Origin of the sequence: Rubrimonas cliftonensis (assembly GCF_900107585.1) — a bacterium.
Lineage (GTDB): Bacteria > Pseudomonadota > Alphaproteobacteria > Rhodobacterales > Rhodobacteraceae > Rubrimonas > Rubrimonas cliftonensis.
In genome coordinates this window covers 23,451-37,954 of record NZ_FNQM01000009.1, presented here as the reverse complement: position 1 = coordinate 37,954, position 14,504 = coordinate 23,451, and the positions used below count along the sequence as shown (strand labels likewise).

Here is a 14,504-nt window from a genome sequence, read left to right as displayed (position 1 = left end):
GCGGCCGGCTTGTGCGCGGCCGCGCGCTTGGGCATGAAGCGGCATGCCCGCGCAGCTTCCCTACGCCGCCGTAACCGAGATTTTCACCCGGCTCCGCGCCGAGCGCCCCGAGCCGGAGGGCGAGCTGGAGCACGTCAACGCCTACACGCTGCTGGTGGCCGTGGCGCTGTCGGCGCAGGCGACCGACAAGGGCGTGAACCGCGCCACGCGCGCGCTTTTCGCCGAGGTCGACACGCCGCAGAAGATGCTGGCGCTCGGCGAGGAGAGGCTCGTCGAGCACATCCGCACCATCGGCCTCTACCGCAACAAGGCCAGGAACGTGATGAAGCTGAGCCGCATCCTCGTCGATGAGCATGGCGGCGCGGTGCCCTCCAGCCGCGCGGCGCTCTCCGCGCTGCCCGGCGTGGGGCGCAAGACCGCCAATGTCGTGCTCAACATGTGGTGGAAGATGCCGGCCATGGCGGTTGACACGCATGTGTTCCGCGTGTCGAACCGCACGGGGCTCGCACCGGGTAAGGACGTCGTGGCGGTGGAGCGGGCCCTGGAGGACGTCATTCCGGCGGAGTTCGCGCTGCACGCCCATCACTGGCTCATCCTTCACGGGCGCTACACCTGCCTCGCCCGCAAGCCGCGCTGCGCCGACTGCGCCATCGCCGACATATGCGCGTTCGAGGAAAAGACCGCGTGAAACGCGAGGAGAAGACCGCATGAAGAGCTTCCACGTCACCGGCATCGGCAACGCCATCGTCGACGTTCTCGCCCGCGTCGAGGACGGGTTTCTCACCGAGAACGGCGTCGAAAAGGGGATCATGCAGCTGATCGACGCCGGACGCGCACTGACGCTCTACGACCGCATGGGGCCCGCGACCGAGGTCTCCGGCGGCTCGGCGGCCAACACCATCGCGGGGCTGGGGATGCTGGGCGCGCGGGCGTCCTATGTCGGCAAGGTGCGCGACGACCAGCTCGGGCGCATCTTCGCCCACGACATCCGCTCGCTCGGCGTGAGCTTCGACACGCCGATGAAGCCGAATGCGCTGGAGGGCGAGGAGACCGGGCGCTGCATGGTCCTGGTCACGCCCGACGGCGAGCGCTCGATGAACACATATCTCGGCGTCTCCGCCGACCTCGGCCCCGACGACGTGAACGAGGCCGCCGCCTCCGACAGCGAATGGATCTACCTCGAGGGCTACCGCTTCGACGGGTTCGAGAGCCAGGAGGCGTTCCGCAAGGCCATCGCCGCCTGCAAGGGGGCCGGCGGCCGCATCTCGATCACGCTGAGCGACCCGTTCTGCATCGAGCGCCACCGCGACCTGTTCCGCGACATGGTGCGCGAGGACATCGACCTGCTGTTCGCCAACGAGCACGAGCTCGTCGCCCTCTACCAGACCGACACGCTGGAGGCCGCGATCGAGGCCGCCCGCGCCGAGGTCGCCATGACCGCCTGCACCATCGGGCCGAAGGGCGTGCACATCGCGACCGAGGCGGAGGTGCTGACCGTGCCGGCCGCGCCGATGCCGCGGGTGGACGCCACCGGCGCGGGCGACCTCTTCGCCGCCGGGTTCCTCTACGGGCTGACCCACGGCCGCGACCTGGAGAGCTGCGGGCGCATGGGCTGCCTCGCCGCCGGCGAGATCATCGGTCATATCGGGGCGCGGCCGGAGCAGGATCTCAGGGCGCTGTTCCGGGCGGACGGGCTTCTGTGACGCATGCCCCGGCCGCAGCGCCGGCGCGGCGCGGCCCGCTCTGGGGCGCGCAGGGCGTCGCGCTGATGGGCGTGCTCAACGTCACGCCCGACAGCTTCTCCGACGGCGGAAAATGGTTCGAGCCCGAAGCCGCCGTCGCCCAAGCGCGCCGCATGGCCGGCGAGGGCGCCGACGTGATCGACGTCGGCGGCGAGAGCACCCGGCCCGGCGCCGCGCCGGTCGATGCGGCCGAGGAGCAGGCGCGGGTCCGGCCGGTGGTCGAGGCGCTCGTCCCGACGCTCGACGCGCCGCTCTCCATCGACACATGGCGCGCCTCCACGGCGGCGATGGCGCTGGAGGCCGGCGCGCGCATCGTCAACGACGTGCGCGGCTTTCTCGGCGACCCCGACATCGCGCGCGTGGTCGCGGAGCACGGGGCCGACGCGATCCTGATGCACTGGGAGAGCCACGAGCAGAACCCGGACGCCGACATCCTGTCCACGGTCGCCGCCGGCCTCGCCCGCTCCGTCGAGACCGCGCTGCGCGCCGGCGTCGCGGAGGACCGGCTGACCATCGATCCGGGGATCGGCTTCGGCAAGACGCCGGCGCAGAACCTCGCGCTGATCGCCGCCACGGGCGCGCTGCGGCGCGAATTCGGCCTTCCGGTGCTGATCGGCGCCTCGCGCAAGCGGATGATCGCGGCGCTGCTGGGGGAGCGCTCGCCCGAGGCCCGGCTGCCGGCGACGCTGGCGCTGCATGTCGGCGCCGTGCTGGCCGGGGCTGACGCGATCCGCGCGCATGACGTCGCGCCGCACGTCGACGCGCTGCGCATGGCGCAGGCGCTGCGCGACGCGCAGGCGCCGCGATGAGCGACGCCATCCGCATCCGCAACCTCGCCGTCTTCGCCCGCCACGGGGTGCTCGACGCCGAGGCCGCGCTTGGCCAGCGCTTCCAGATCGACGTCTGCGTGACGCTCGACCTGCGGGCCGCCGGCGCCGGGGACGCCATCGCCGAGACGGTGGACTACGGCGCGCTGACCGCGGTCGTGATCGAGGCCTTCGCGCCGCGGCGCAGGCTGATCGAGGCCGCCGCCCACGCCGCCGCCGAGGCCGTGCTCGCCCGCTTCCCGCTGGCGGAGACGGTGTCGCTGACGGTGCGCAAGCCCGCCGCCCCGGTCGAGGCGATCTTCGACTGCATGGAAGTCTCGATACTCCGGGGCCGCGATGACCGCTGAGCGCTCGGCTGCGCTGGGGCTCGGCGGCAATCTCGGCGACCCCGCCGCGGCGATCTCCGCCGCGCTCGACGCGCTTGACGCCCGCGACGGGGTGCGCGTGACGGCGCGCTCGTCGTTCTACCGGACCCCGCCCTGGGGCGACCCCGACCAGCCGGATTTCATCAACGCCTGCGCGCTCGTCGCGACGACGCTGACGCCAGAGGCGCTGCTTGCGCTCTGCCTCGAGGTGGAGCGGGGACTCGGGCGGGCGCGCGAGAAGACGCGGCGCTGGGGGCCGAGGCTGATCGACGTCGACCTGCTCGACCATGAGGGCGAGACGCGCGCGGGCGCGGCGCTGACGCTGCCGCACCCGCGGATGATGGCGCGCGCCTTCGTGCTGGTTCCGCTCGCGGAGATCGCGCCGCAGCGGGTGATCGCGGGGCGCACCGTCGCCGAGGCGGCGGCGGCCGCGGACGCGACCGGGATGACGCGGCTGCCCTGAGCCTCCCTTGCGCAGCGCCGCCGCCCAACATGGCGGTCCCGCATGGCGGCCGGGGCGCTTCGCGCGGATTCTTGCGCGACTCCGCCGCGCCCGGATGCAATCCGGACGCAGGGCGGGCCTCAGAAGAGCGAACCCTGCTCCTTCGGCGCGCGCTTGCGCGGGGCGCGCGGCTTCGCAGGCTCCGCCGGACCGGCGGGCGCCGGGCCCGCCCCCCCGGCCGCAGCGGCGACCCGCCCATCGGCGAACTCGATCTCCAGCCCCGCGCCGGGGGAGACGTTCGCGGCGCGCTTCAGCACGGCGCCGTCCGCGCCGCGGACCAGTGCGAAGCCGCGCGCCAGCGTCGCCCTGTGGCTCAGCCCCGCGAGCAGGCGCGCCGTCGCCGTGAACCGCGCCTGCGCGGCCGGAAGCGGGGCCGCGCCAGCCCGCTCCAGCCGCGCCGCCAGCGCCGAGAGCCGCTCGTCGCTCCGCCTGCGCGCCCGCGCCGCCTTCTCGGGCCCCAGCCGCGCCGCGACGCGGGCGAGGCCGGTTCTCGCCTCGGCGACGCGGCGCCTGAGCCGGGGGCCGAGCGCCCGGGCCGCGGCCCCCATCCGGTCGCGCCGACGCGCGATCGCGCCGCTCAGCAGCGCCGGGCCGAAACGGCCCCCGGCCCCCCGCGCCAGCGCCAGCCGCCGACGGTCCGCCAGCGCCTTCAGCGCGCGCGGCGCGGCCTCCGAGGCGCGGTCGAGCCGCTGGCGCGGCTCGGCCAGCAGCGCGTCCGGCGCCGGGATCAGCCGGGCGAGGTCGCGCAGCCGCCGCGCCCGTTCCCGCCCGGCGCGCGCCATCGCCCGCGCGCCGCGGTCGCCGAGCGCGGCCAGCGTCGCGGCGATTTCGGCCCGCACCGGCGCCGCGATCTCCGCCGCGGCGGTCGGCGTGGGCGCGCGACGGTCGGCGGCGAAGTCGATGAGCGTGGTGTCGGTCTCATGGCCCACGGCGGAGATCAGCGGGATCGCGCTCTCCGCCGCGGCGCGCACAACGACCTCCTCGTTGAAGCCCCACAGATCCTCGACCGAACCGCCGCCGCGCGCCACGATCAGCACGTCGGGGCGCGGCGCGGCGCCGCCTGGGGCGAGCGCGTTGAAGCCGCGGATCGCCGCCGCCACCTCGCCGGCGCAGGCCGCGCCCTGCACCGCCACCGGCCACACCAGCACCCGCATCGGGAAGCGCTCCGCCAGCCGGTGCAGGATGTCGCGGATCACCGCGCCGGTCGGCGAGGTCACGACGCCCACGACGTTGGGCAGGAACGGGATCGGCCGCTTGCGCTCGGGCGCGAACAGCCCCTCCGCCGCCAGCGCCGCCTTCATCCGCTCCAGCTTCGCCAGCAGCGCGCCGGCGCCGGCGTAGGACATGCGCTCGATCACGAGCTGGTACTTCGACTGGCCGGGATAGGTGGTTAGCCGCCCCTCGGCGATCACCTCGTCGCCTTCCTCCGGGTCCATCCCCAGCTTCGCGGCGGCGCCGCGCCAGATGACCGCGCCCAGCACCGCTGCGTCGTCCTTCAGGTCGAGGTAGATGTGCCCCGAGCGCGGGCGGGAGATGCGGCCAAGCTCGCCGCGCACGCGCACGCGGCCGAAACGGCTCTCCAGCGCGCGCTTCACGGCGCCGGAGAGCTCCGACACGGTGAAGGGCGGCGCGTTGGCGCCCTCGCCCTCGCCGCCGGGGCCGTCCTCCTCCAGGATGTCGTCCGTCGCCATCTGCGGCCTCAGCCCTTCCGACGCCTTGATCCCGCCGCGCCAGCCAGCCTAAAGACGCCGGCAACCGGCGTCGAGGCGCCTCCCGGACAGCGGAACGACCGATGACGACGCCGATGAACGTTCTGCTTCTGGGCTCGGGGGGGCGCGAGCATGCGCTGGCCTGGAAGATCGCGCGCTCGCCGCTGCTGCGAAGGCTCTGGATCGCGCCAGGTTCGGCCGGCATGGCGACGCTGGGCGACTGCGTCGCGCTCGACCCGTGCAACCCCGCCGCGGTGGCGCTGTTCGCGCGGGAGCAGGGCGTCGACCTCGTCGTGGTCGGCCCCGAGGCGCCGCTGGCGGCGGGCGTGGCGGATGCGCTGTCGGCCTCCGGCGTCGCCGTCTTCGGGCCCTCGGCCGCGGCGGCGCGGCTGGAGAGCTCCAAGAGCTTCGCCAAGGAGATTGCGGACGCCTGCGGCGCCCCCACCGCCGCGTGGCGGCGCTTCGACGCGCTGGAGCCCGCGCTCGCCTTCGTCGCCACCCAGGGCGCGCCGATCGTCGTGAAGGCGGACGGGCTGGCCGCGGGCAAGGGCGTCACCGTCGCCGCCACCGAGGACGAGGCCGCCGGCGCCCTGCGCGACATCTTCGCCGAGCCGGGCGCGACCGCAGTGGTCGAGGAGTTCATGGCCGGCGAGGAGGCGAGCCTCTTCGCGCTCTGCGACGGCAGACGCGCGATCGCGTTCGGCGCCGCGCAAGACCACAAGCGCGCCTTCGACGGCGACAAGGGCCCCAACACCGGCGGCATGGGCGCCTATGCGCCGGCGCCGGTGCTGACGCCCGCCGTCGCCCTGCGCGCGATGGAGACCATCGTGCGCCCGACGCTGGCGGAGATGGCCCGGCGCGGCGCGCCCTATCGCGGGGTGCTCTACGCCGGCCTGATGATCAAGGACGGCGCGCCCCGGCTGGTGGAGTTCAACGCCCGCTTCGGCGACCCCGAGGCGCAGGTGCTGATGCTGCGACTGGAGAGCGACCTGCTGCCGTTGCTGCTGGCGGCGGCGACCGGGCGGCTCGACGAGGCGCCGCGGCCGGCATGGCGCGACGCGGCGGTGGTGGCGGTGGTGATGGCGGCGCGGGGCTATCCGGGCGCCTGCGCCCGCGGCGAGGCCATCGACGGGCTGTCCGACGCCGAGGCCGCCGGCGCCACGGTGTTCCACGCCGGCACCCGCGTCGAGGACGGCCGCTGGCTGTCCGACGGCGGCAGGGTGCTCAGCGTCTGCGCCGAGGGCGGGACGGTGGCGGAGGCCCGCCGCCGCGCCTACGCCGCGCTGGACCGCATCGACTGGCCCGGCGGCTTCGCGCGGCGCGACATCGGCTGGCGCGCGCTCGGCCAGTAGGCGCGGGCCCGGCGGGCGCGCCGCCGGTTGGCGCTGGGCCGGGAGAGGCCCTCAATCCTGCGAAGCGCCGCGCCGAGCCCCCGGCGCCATGCGCTCGAACACCCCGTCGCGCCGCGCCTGGCGGTGCCAGAGCGCCGCGCCGACATGCACGGCCACGAGCGCCGCGATGGCGAAGGTGAAGAGCGCGTGGGCGCCGAGCAGCCGGCCCGAGAGCGCGCGGTCTGGCGCGACGATCTTCGGCGCCTCGAACAGACCGAACACCGGCAGCGGCGCCGGATAGGCCGAGACGCCCGCCCAGCCCAGCAGCGCCGCGCCGATCAGCAGCGCGTAGAAGGCCGCGTGGCTGAACCGCGCGGCCTTCTCGGCCTGCGGCGGCAGGGGCGTCGCGTAGGGCGGGCTGGCCCAGCGCCGCCATGCCCAGAGCCTGACCAGCATCAGCGCCAGCACGAGCAGGCCGATGCTCTTGTGCAGATCATAGAGCGCGTCGAAGGCGCCGGCGCCGAAGGTCGCCTCGGTCCATGGCTTGTTGTCGAAATCGGTGAAGACGAAGCCCAGCGGCAGCGTCGCGATCACCAGCGCCGCAACGATCCAGTGCAGCGCGCGGCGGGCGGGGTGATGAGCGGGGCGATGGGGGGCGGCGTCTTGCGGCGTCGGCGCTTGGCTCATTCGGCGGCCTCCATGCACGGTCTCATGTCGCAGGTGAAGAGCACGTCGCCATCGTCGAAGACATGCACCTCGGTGCGCGGGCGCAGGGCGTCGTCGAGGCGCGAGATCGGGCGCAGCGTCAGCCCGGACTTGCCCGAGCCGAGGATCATCGGCGCGACCAGCAGGTGCAGCACGTCGATGCGGCCGGCGTCGAGGAAGCAGCCCAGCGTCTCCGCGCCGCCCTCCACGAGGATGCGCCGACAGCCCCGCTCGGCCAGCGCCGTGACGACCTGCTGGGGCGTGAACCGCCCCGCGCCGTCGCAGGGTAGCCGCAGCAGGTCCGCCTCGGCCTGCGGCGCGGCGTCGGGCGAGCAGATGACGAGGGCGCGGCCGGCTTCGTCGTTGAACATGCGCGCGCCGGCCGGCGCCCTGCCCGACGGGTCGAGCACGACCCGCGTGGGGTTGCGCCCGTCGACGAGCCGCACGGTGAGCTGCGGGTCGTCCGCCGCCACCGTGCCCACCCCCACCACGACCGCGTCCACCGAGGCGCGCAGCCGGTGGAGATGCTTCAGGGCCTCGGCCCCGGAGATGTACTTCGAGGCCCCGGTGACGGTGGCGATGCGGCCGTCCAGCGTCTGCCCGAGTTGGGCGATCACGACCGGCTCGCCCGCCGCGAGGTCGGCGACGCGCAGGGCGGCGTTTGCGGAGTAGGGTTTGGCGCTCATTCTGCGGGTGCCCTCGCGGCGATGCTCTGACGGGCGGGCGCGGGTTTGCGCCAGGGTTGATCCCTCACCCATGCGACAAGGTAGGCCGTTGCGACCAGAATCGCCACGCCGCAGAGATTGACCAGCGCCAACGCGACAAGTCCCTGCCCCAGATGGTCGAGCGCGAGGCCGCACAGCACCGAGAGCGGGATCGACGTCATGAACACGGCGAGCGACTGCGACCCCACCCGGCGCAGCGTCGAGACCAGCGCGAACCAGCCGTCATGGGCGAGCCACGCCGCGGCGCGCGCGGGCGCCGCGCACCAGAGCGCGGTCGCGACGCATACGGCGAGCGCGAGGCTCATCCATCCGGTCAGCTCCGGCGGCGCGAGCGGCAGGTTGCGCAGCGCCCAGGCGTCGAGCGCCGGGGCGACCGACTTGATCTCCGCGGCGAGGCCGTAGGGCGCGAGCGCCGCGGCGAGGGCCGCTGCGGCGAGGCCGAGGCGCAGCCGCGTCGCGCCTTCGGGCTGTGGCAGCGGCAGCGGGGCCGAGAGCCGCGCGCCCTTCTCGCCAACCAGCGACCACGCGACATAGGCCAGCGCAAGGAAATGGACGACCCGCAGGGCGCCTGACCATGTCTTCCACCACAGCGGCTCGATCGCGTCGCGCAGCCCCGCCACGGCCTGGGTGAGCGCCCAGTCCGCCGGCAGCCAGAAACCCTGATGGATGCGGAACCAGCCGAGCGGGACGCTGAGCAGCAGGACAGTCCACGCGCCGCACCGCAGCGCCGCCGAGCGGGGCGGCGGGGCCAGCCAGCCCATGCCGAAGGCGAAGCCGGCGAAGAACACGATCTGCCAGCCGAACGGGTTGAAATACCAGATCGTCGAGCCCCACGGCGTCGCCGGGAAGTTCATCCACGCGAAGCGCTCGCCCGCCGCCGCGGCGAGAGAGCCCAGCGGGCCGAGCGCGCCGCCCGCCGCCACGATCTCCTCCGCCATGCGCGCCCAGCCGGCGAGGTTGGCGGCGAGCCAGACGACAAGCACGAACGCCGCGACGGCCGCGCCGCCCCCGAACGACCGGAGCAGCATCACCACGGGGATCATCGCGAGGATCACGAGATACATGGGCAGGATGTCGAACAGACCCGGGACGTAGCTCAGCGTCAGCAGGCCGAGCAGCGCCTCCCCCGTGCGGTCGAGAAACGGCGTGATGAGCGGGCGATGCAGATAGTTCACATCGTCGACCCCCACCCCGCTGCGGGCGATCGCCACGAGCAGCGCCGCCGTGACGAGGAACACCCCGACATGCGCCCAGTAGACCTGCCAGACGCGGTGCACGATCCGCGCCGCCCCGAGCGGCCATCCGCGCGTCGCGAAGGTCGTCCCAAAGGCCAGCGCCGAGGCGAGGCCCGAGCAGAACACGAAGATCTCCGTCGCGTCGGAAAAGCCGAACCGCGCGGGGATCCACATCGTCCAGCCGTTCACCGGGATATGCGCGAACAGGATGATCAGCATCGCCGCGCCCCGGAAGAAGTCGAGGCGCGGGTCTCGCTCCCGGCGTCGGATCGCGTGGTCGGCTATGGCGCGCTCCTCCCTGTCTTTCGCCGCCTCCGGGCGGCGCCGGCCTGTCTGTCGTCGCCCGCAGTGGGCGATCGGGGTCATTATACGGCGCAATGCGGCGGGAACAGCGCCGGTTCTCGGGAAAGAGCCCCGATCTCACGCAAGCGTCAGCGCCGGGGCGCGCGTCTCGGCTAACGCTCCGGCAACCAAAATAACGCATCAGGAGGGCGACAGACTCTGGCAGAGGCGAAGAATGCGCCACGCTGAAGACCCATCAGACGCGCCGCAGCGCGCCGCGGCGAACGGCGCGGCAGGCGGTCGACCATGCTGAGCCGCCGGTTCTCGATCCAGTTCGGGGCGACCGCGGCGGTATGCGTGGCCCTGGCCGTGGTCGCGGCGCTGACGCTGCTCGGCTGGCGGGTGGAGTCGATCAGCGACGACCTCCGCGGGGCGTTCGACCACACGATCGAGGACACGCTGCGCAGCGACGCGGAGATCGTGCTGGAGACGCTCGTCGAAACGTCGGCGACGGGCCTTCTCGATTACGACGCGCAGGCGCTCTCGCGGGTCGCCGCGCTCGGGGCCGGCATGGCGCCCGGCGTGAGGGTGCGCATCTTCGACCATCAGGGCCGGCTGATGGCCGACAGCGGCGGCGGTCGCGTCGGGACCGCCAACGCGGCGCCGGAGGCGCTGCGGGGCCTCGGCGCCGGAGATGCGCTCCAGCGGTGGCGCGACGACGACAGCTACGCCTCCGGGCGCGCCGTCTGCGTCGGCGGGGCGTGCCTCGGGGCCGTCGAGGTCACGGTGCGGCGCGCTCAGATCAAGGATGCGCAGGAGCGGCTCGAAGAGGATTTCTCCGACGCCCGCACAAGCTTCCGGATCAATGCGCTGGTCCTCTGCCTCCTCGCGCTGGCCCTGATCGCACTCGGGGCGGCGGGGGTCGGATGGCTCGTCGGCCGGCGGCTTCAGGAGAGCATCGACAACGCCGTCGGCGCCCTGGAGGCGATGCGCGACGGCGCCCGGGAAGTTAAGGTCGACATTCGCGACGCGGAACTGGAGAAGCTCGCGACCGCGCTCGAGGATCTCGCCGGAAAACTCGCCGACGAGCGCGAACGCGCCCAGCCCGTGGCCGACAACCTTGAGGACGGCCTGTTCGTCGCCCAGCCAGGCGGCCGAATCGTCCTCGCCAACCCCGCCCTGCACGCGTTGCTGGGCGCGCCGGCGTTCTCGCTCTTCGGGCAGGACGCCTATGCGATGCTCGGCATCCCCACCGCCGAGGACGCCGCCGCCTTCGCCGCCGCGGCGTCCGAGGTGACGGAGCTGCGCACCCATGACGGCGGCCTGACGCCGGTGCTGGTCTCGGCGCGCAGGGCGGGCGTCCCGCCTGACGAGAAGGTTGTGGGCATGGTGCGCGACGGCGCCCCCGTGCAGGAGGCCGAGAAGCAGCTCAAGGCGGCCAACATGCGGGCGGACGCCGCCGAGAAGGCGCGCGAGGAATTCCTCGCGGTGATGAGCCACGAGCTCCGCACGCCGCTCAACGGGGTGCTGGGCGGCGCCGCCGTGCTGGCCGGCACCGAGTTGACGACCGCCCAGAGGCGCTTCGTCAGCATCGTTCAGGAGAGCGGCAAGTCGATGCTGCGCATGGTCACCGACGTGCTCGACTTCTCGCGGATGCAGAGCGGCGCGGACCCCCTCGCCACTGGGGCCGTCGACCTCGACCAGCTCGTGCGCAGCGCGGTGGGCCCGGCCACCGAGGCCGCCGACGCGAAGGGCGTCGCGCTGGTCACGCGCGTCCAGCCGGGCCTCCCGCCGATCCGCAGCGACAGCGAGAAGCTCCGGCAGATCGTCACCATCCTGGCCGACAACGCCGCCAAGTTCACCGAGCAGGGCCGCGTCGAGGTCTCCGCCGAGGCGGATGTCGACGGGGAGGACGCGCGGGTGTCCATCGTCGTGCGGGACACCGGCCCCGGCGTCGCGATCGACGCGCACCAGAGCATCTTCGAGAGCTTCCGGCAGGGCGACGGATCGGCGAGCCGGCCCCAGGGCGGCGCCGGCCTCGGCCTCGCGCTGGGCCGCAAGCTCGCCGAAGCGCTTGGCGGAGAGCTCACCCTCGAAAGCGCGCCGGGCGAGGGCGCGGCGTTCACCTTCGCGTTCTCGGCGCCGCTCCTGCCCGAGGAGCCGGGCCCCGCCAATCTCCAGGGCGCCCGCGCGCTCGTCGTCGCGCAGGACCCCGCCTGGCGCGCGGCGCTCGGCGAACAGCTCACCCACGCCGGCGCCGCGGTCGCATCGGTCGCGACGGCGGACGAGGCCGTGGCGCTGCTCGCCGGGGCTGGCCGCGCCGATCTCGTGGTGCGCGCCGGTCCCCTGCCCGACGAGGAGGAAAGCGGACTGCGCGACCTGCTGACCGAGCCCGACCTTGCGCGGCCGATCGCCTCCGTCACGCTGGGCGGCGACGTCGAAGCCGCGACAGCCAACCCCTGCGCGCTGCTTGCGCCGCGCCACGCCACCATGATCGAACTGGCCGATTCGGCGGAGAGCGCTCTCAGCGAGGCGGGATTCTTTCTGCGGAAGGACGGCCTGCTCGTCGCCGGCGCGCCGGGCGGCCGCCCGGCCGCCCGAGAGGGCCAGGCGCCGGAAGCCGGCGCCGCAGGCGGCCACGGACCGATGGTGCTGCTGGCGGACGACAACGAGGTGAACCGCATCGTGCTCACGGGATATCTGCGCAAGGCGGGCTACGACTGCTGCGTGGCGCCGAACGGCTACGAGGCGGTGAGGCTGTTCCGCGAGCAGCAGCCGCGCGTGGTGCTGATCGCGCTCGATCTGCCGGTGATGTCCGGCGTCGAGGCGACGCGCTCGATACGGTCGCACGAACGCGAGATGAAGCTGCCGGAGACCCCGGTGATCGGCCTCGTCGCAGAGGGACGGATGGGCGACCGCGAGCGCGGCGCGGCCGTCGGGATGACCGACTATCTCGGGCGCCCGGTGAAGGTGGACAAGCTCGCCGAGAAGCTCGAACGGTGGATCAGCCTGTATCAGGCCGGCCAGGCCGCCGGCGCCGAGCCTGCGGAGCCGGAGCAGGCCGGCGCCTCCGGCGTCTAGAGCGGCGGACCTGGCCGCGTCGCGTCCACCGGGCCAGGCAGTCGGCCTCTCGCGGTTTGCTCGCCGTCGACTGATCCGGTCGGCTCGCGAACCTCTCGAGGCCGCGCCGGCCCGCTCGACGTCCGAACGCGGCGTGCGGCGCTCAGGCCGCCGCCAGATCCTTGAGGTGGCCGGTCTTGATCCAGACGCGCGCGCCCTCGGGTCCGGCCACGGCGTCCAGCCGCCCGCCAGGCGGCAGCCGGAGCCACGACTGCGCTGCGAAGGCCTCGCCGCTCTCGGAGAATCCGCCCGAAATCGTCAGCGCCTCGAGCCCGCCCGGCGCGTCGAGCGCGACGCGCGCGCCCGGCGCCCAGGTCTCGATCCGGACGTCCTCGCGCGCGTCCCGATGCAGCGGGATGACGCCGACGCCCCGCCGGCCCTCGGCCGGCGCCGGGGTCTGCGCCGCACTCTCGATGCGCACGGCGCAGCGGTCGTCGGGGTCGAACTGGCAGAGCTTGACGAAGATCGTGCAGCCCTCGGCCGCGCTCGGCGTGTGCCGCGACGTCGGCGGATTGCGCACATAGCTGCCAACCGGGAAGTCGCCGTCCTCGTCCTGGAACACGCCCTCCAGAACGAGATACTCCTCGCCGCCGCCATGGGTGTGGGCCGAAAAGCTGCTGTTCGGCGCGAAGCGCACGATGGTGGTGGCGCGCGCGACCTCCTCGCCCACCCTGTCGAGCATGCGGCGCTCGACGCCGGCCATGGGCGACGCCGCCCAGGGCGTCGTGGCGGCGTGCGCGCTGGCGCGCTGCGTGAAATCCGCGTTGATCTTCATCGGCTTTCCTCCGTACGCCGCTTGGCGATGACGCCGTCGGCGCCCTTGCGTTCGTCGATCCATGTCCGCGCCGAGAGCCGCGCGCCGGCGACATAGGCCGCCCGACCGATCGCGTGCGCCGCCACCGGCGCGGTCAGCAGCAGCAGCGCGAAGGCGCCTGCGGCGCGCGCCGCCGCCCCCGCCTCGTAGAAGCCCACCGCCGCGCCCAGCAGCGCGAGCCCGGGGCCGAGCGTTCCCGCCTTCGTGCTGGCGTGCATCCGCATGAACACGTCCTTGAAGCGCACCACGCCGATGGCCGCGATCAGGCTGAAGGCCGCCCCGATCAGCAGGGCCGCCGCGGCGGCGACCTCCCCGAGCGTGGCCGCCGCGAACGCCTCCCGCCACGCCGCCCAGGTCATGCGCCGCCTCCCTCGCCGGCAGGCCGGGCGGCGAGCCGCCCCCGGCGGGCGACATAGCGCGCGAAGGCCAGCGTCGCGAGAAAACCGGTGATCGCGAGCGCCGTGGCGACGTCCAGATAGGCCGAGACGCCCGAGGCGGCGGCCCGCAGCGCGGCGAAGCTGACCATCAGCGCGCTGAGCAGCTCCAGCGCCACGGCCCGGTCGGCGATGGTCGGGCCAAGCGCCAGCCGCAGCAGCGTCAGCGCCATCGCGGCGATCACGATCCAGCTTCCCAGCTCGGCGGTCAGGGCGAGAAGGCTCATGCGAAGGCCCTCCGAACCGGCGCCTTGAGCGCGGCGACGCTGCCGCGCAGCTCCTCTGCGTCCTCGACGAACATGCCGTGGACGTACAGCGTCCCGCCGTCGTCCGACACGTCGAGGCTGAGCGTGCCGGGCGTCAGCGTCACGAGGCTCGACACGGTGAGGAGTTCGGCGCCCGAGCGGGCGTCAAGCGGCGTCGCCACGATGCCGGGGCGGTTGCGCGGGCGCACGCGCAGCACCTCCGCGGCCACCGCCAGCGATGAGACCACAAGATCGTAGAGAAACACCGCCGCGAGCCAGGTGAGGCGGGGGGCGCGCAGGAAATAGCCGTCCTCGCGCGCGAACAGCGGCTTGGCCGCCCAGAGCGCCACGAAGCCGACGGCGAAGCCCATCACGAGGTTCGCCGGCGTGAAGGCGCCCGCGAGCGCCGCCCAGAGCCCCGCGAGCAGCAGGTTGATGGCGTAGATGTTCATGCGCCCGCTCCCGTCG

15 protein-coding genes are annotated in these 14,504 nt (G+C 74.1%); 7 read left to right on the top strand and 8 right to left on the bottom strand.

The annotated features are described in order from the left end of the window. Window positions 1-43 precede the first annotated feature (43 nt). From nth to folK, 5 genes are read left to right on the top strand one after another with little or no spacing between them, the layout of a single operon-like run. Window positions 44-688 carry an endonuclease III gene (gene nth / locus BLW43_RS13960; RefSeq protein WP_093254381.1) on the top strand — a complete coding sequence of 215 codons (645 nt, stop codon included), beginning with the start codon at window positions 44-46 and terminating at the stop codon, window positions 686-688. Between the two features lie 19 nt (window positions 689-707). Further along, a complete protein-coding gene (locus BLW43_RS13955) occupies window positions 708-1,703 on the top strand; it encodes an adenosine kinase (protein ID WP_093254379.1) in 996 nt (331 codons plus the stop codon). Continuing rightward, entirely contained in the window at window positions 1,700-2,551 is an 852-nt protein-coding gene (gene folP, locus BLW43_RS13950) for a dihydropteroate synthase (protein WP_245731050.1), read from the top strand. The genes BLW43_RS13955 and folP overlap by 4 nt, the downstream gene beginning before the upstream one ends. Then, window positions 2,548-2,916, top strand: a complete 369-nt coding sequence (gene folB, locus BLW43_RS13945) for a dihydroneopterin aldolase (protein ID WP_093254377.1) — start codon at window positions 2,548-2,550, stop codon at window positions 2,914-2,916. Before folP ends, folB begins: the two co-directional genes overlap by 4 nt. After that, complete coding sequence (gene folK / locus BLW43_RS13940; RefSeq protein WP_093254376.1) at window positions 2,906-3,397, top strand: 2-amino-4-hydroxy-6-hydroxymethyldihydropteridine diphosphokinase; 492 nt, start codon at window positions 2,906-2,908, stop codon at window positions 3,395-3,397. The genes folB and folK overlap by 11 nt, the downstream gene beginning before the upstream one ends. A gap of 119 nt (window positions 3,398-3,516) precedes the next feature. Here folK and xseA read toward each other — a convergent pair whose 3' ends face one another. Continuing rightward, window positions 3,517-5,127, bottom strand: a complete 1,611-nt coding sequence (gene xseA, locus BLW43_RS13935) for an exodeoxyribonuclease VII large subunit (protein ID WP_093254374.1) — start codon at window positions 5,125-5,127, stop codon at window positions 3,517-3,519. Between the two features lie 113 nt (window positions 5,128-5,240). Here xseA and purD point away from each other — a divergent pair, with 113 nt between their 5' ends. Further along, the gene (purD, locus tag BLW43_RS13930) at window positions 5,241-6,497 is read left to right on the top strand and encodes a phosphoribosylamine--glycine ligase (RefSeq protein ID WP_093254518.1); all 1,257 of its coding nucleotides are present in this window, start codon (window positions 5,241-5,243) and stop codon (window positions 6,495-6,497) included. 51 nt (window positions 6,498-6,548) lie between these two features. Here purD and BLW43_RS13925 read toward each other — a convergent pair whose 3' ends face one another. Genes BLW43_RS13925 through BLW43_RS13915 form a run of 3 tightly spaced genes read right to left on the bottom strand, consistent with a single transcriptional unit; the run spans window position 6,549 to window position 9,507 of the window. After that, window positions 6,549-7,163, bottom strand: coding sequence for a cytochrome b (locus tag BLW43_RS13925; RefSeq protein WP_093254372.1), 615 nt, complete (start codon window positions 7,161-7,163; stop codon window positions 6,549-6,551). Beyond that, window positions 7,160-7,867 (bottom strand): RibD family protein, encoded by a 708-nt coding sequence (locus BLW43_RS13920; protein WP_093254371.1) that lies wholly within the window; start codon window positions 7,865-7,867, stop codon window positions 7,160-7,162. Before BLW43_RS13920 ends, BLW43_RS13925 begins: the two co-directional genes overlap by 4 nt. Next, complete coding sequence (locus BLW43_RS13915) at window positions 7,864-9,507, bottom strand: OpgC family protein (RefSeq protein WP_093254369.1); 1,644 nt, start codon at window positions 9,505-9,507, stop codon at window positions 7,864-7,866. Before BLW43_RS13915 ends, BLW43_RS13920 begins: the two co-directional genes overlap by 4 nt. A 222-nt stretch (window positions 9,508-9,729) precedes the next feature. On the opposite strand from BLW43_RS13915, the gene BLW43_RS13910 reads away from it, so the two are divergent. Then, window positions 9,730-12,504, top strand: coding sequence for an ATP-binding protein (locus BLW43_RS13910; protein ID WP_093254368.1), 2,775 nt, complete (start codon window positions 9,730-9,732; stop codon window positions 12,502-12,504). Between the two features lie 142 nt (window positions 12,505-12,646). On the opposite strand, the gene BLW43_RS13905 is transcribed toward BLW43_RS13910, so the two are convergent. The 4 genes from BLW43_RS13905 to BLW43_RS13890 are packed head-to-tail and all read right to left on the bottom strand — an operon-like array spanning window position 12,647 to window position 14,488. Beyond that, complete coding sequence (locus BLW43_RS13905) at window positions 12,647-13,318, bottom strand: cupin domain-containing protein (RefSeq protein ID WP_093254366.1); 672 nt, start codon at window positions 13,316-13,318, stop codon at window positions 12,647-12,649. Next, window positions 13,315-13,716, bottom strand: coding sequence for a monovalent cation/H(+) antiporter subunit G (mnhG, locus tag BLW43_RS13900; protein WP_093254364.1), 402 nt, complete (start codon window positions 13,714-13,716; stop codon window positions 13,315-13,317). The genes BLW43_RS13905 and mnhG overlap by 4 nt, the downstream gene beginning before the upstream one ends. Beyond that, entirely contained in the window at window positions 13,713-14,018 is a 306-nt protein-coding gene (locus tag BLW43_RS13895; protein WP_093254362.1) for a monovalent cation/H+ antiporter complex subunit F, read from the bottom strand. The genes mnhG and BLW43_RS13895 overlap by 4 nt, the downstream gene beginning before the upstream one ends. Beyond that, window positions 14,015-14,488, bottom strand: a complete 474-nt coding sequence (locus BLW43_RS13890) for a Na+/H+ antiporter subunit E (protein ID WP_175478913.1) — start codon at window positions 14,486-14,488, stop codon at window positions 14,015-14,017. Before BLW43_RS13890 ends, BLW43_RS13895 begins: the two co-directional genes overlap by 4 nt. Window positions 14,489-14,504 lie beyond the last annotated feature (16 nt).

Bases quoted from the DNA above. Each gene is read 5' to 3' on its own strand.
- BLW43_RS13915 (WP_093254369.1), bottom strand. From the start codon at position 9,507: ATGACCCCGATCGCCCACTGCGGGCGACGACAGACAGGCCGGCGCCGC.
- BLW43_RS13920 (WP_093254371.1), bottom strand. From the start codon at position 7,867: ATGAGCGCCAAACCCTACTCCGCAAACGCCGCCCTGCGCGTCGCCGAC.
- folK (WP_093254376.1), top strand. From the start codon at position 2,906: ATGACCGCTGAGCGCTCGGCTGCGCTGGGGCTCGGCGGCAATCTCGGC.
- BLW43_RS13955 (WP_093254379.1), top strand. From the start codon at position 708: ATGAAGAGCTTCCACGTCACCGGCATCGGCAACGCCATCGTCGACGTT.
- BLW43_RS13905 (WP_093254366.1), bottom strand. From the start codon at position 13,318: ATGAAGATCAACGCGGATTTCACGCAGCGCGCCAGCGCGCACGCCGCC.
- nth (WP_093254381.1), top strand. From the start codon at position 44: ATGCCCGCGCAGCTTCCCTACGCCGCCGTAACCGAGATTTTCACCCGG.
- xseA (WP_093254374.1), bottom strand. From the start codon at position 5,127: ATGGCGACGGACGACATCCTGGAGGAGGACGGCCCCGGCGGCGAGGGC.
- mnhG (WP_093254364.1), bottom strand. From the start codon at position 13,716: ATGACCTGGGCGGCGTGGCGGGAGGCGTTCGCGGCGGCCACGCTCGGG.
- BLW43_RS13890 (WP_175478913.1), bottom strand. From the start codon at position 14,488: ATGAACATCTACGCCATCAACCTGCTGCTCGCGGGGCTCTGGGCGGCG.
- purD (WP_093254518.1), top strand. From the start codon at position 5,241: ATGAACGTTCTGCTTCTGGGCTCGGGGGGGCGCGAGCATGCGCTGGCC.
- BLW43_RS13910 (WP_093254368.1), top strand. From the start codon at position 9,730: ATGCTGAGCCGCCGGTTCTCGATCCAGTTCGGGGCGACCGCGGCGGTA.
- BLW43_RS13895 (WP_093254362.1), bottom strand. From the start codon at position 14,018: ATGAGCCTTCTCGCCCTGACCGCCGAGCTGGGAAGCTGGATCGTGATC.
- folB (WP_093254377.1), top strand. From the start codon at position 2,548: ATGAGCGACGCCATCCGCATCCGCAACCTCGCCGTCTTCGCCCGCCAC.
- BLW43_RS13925 (WP_093254372.1), bottom strand. From the start codon at position 7,163: ATGAGCCAAGCGCCGACGCCGCAAGACGCCGCCCCCCATCGCCCCGCT.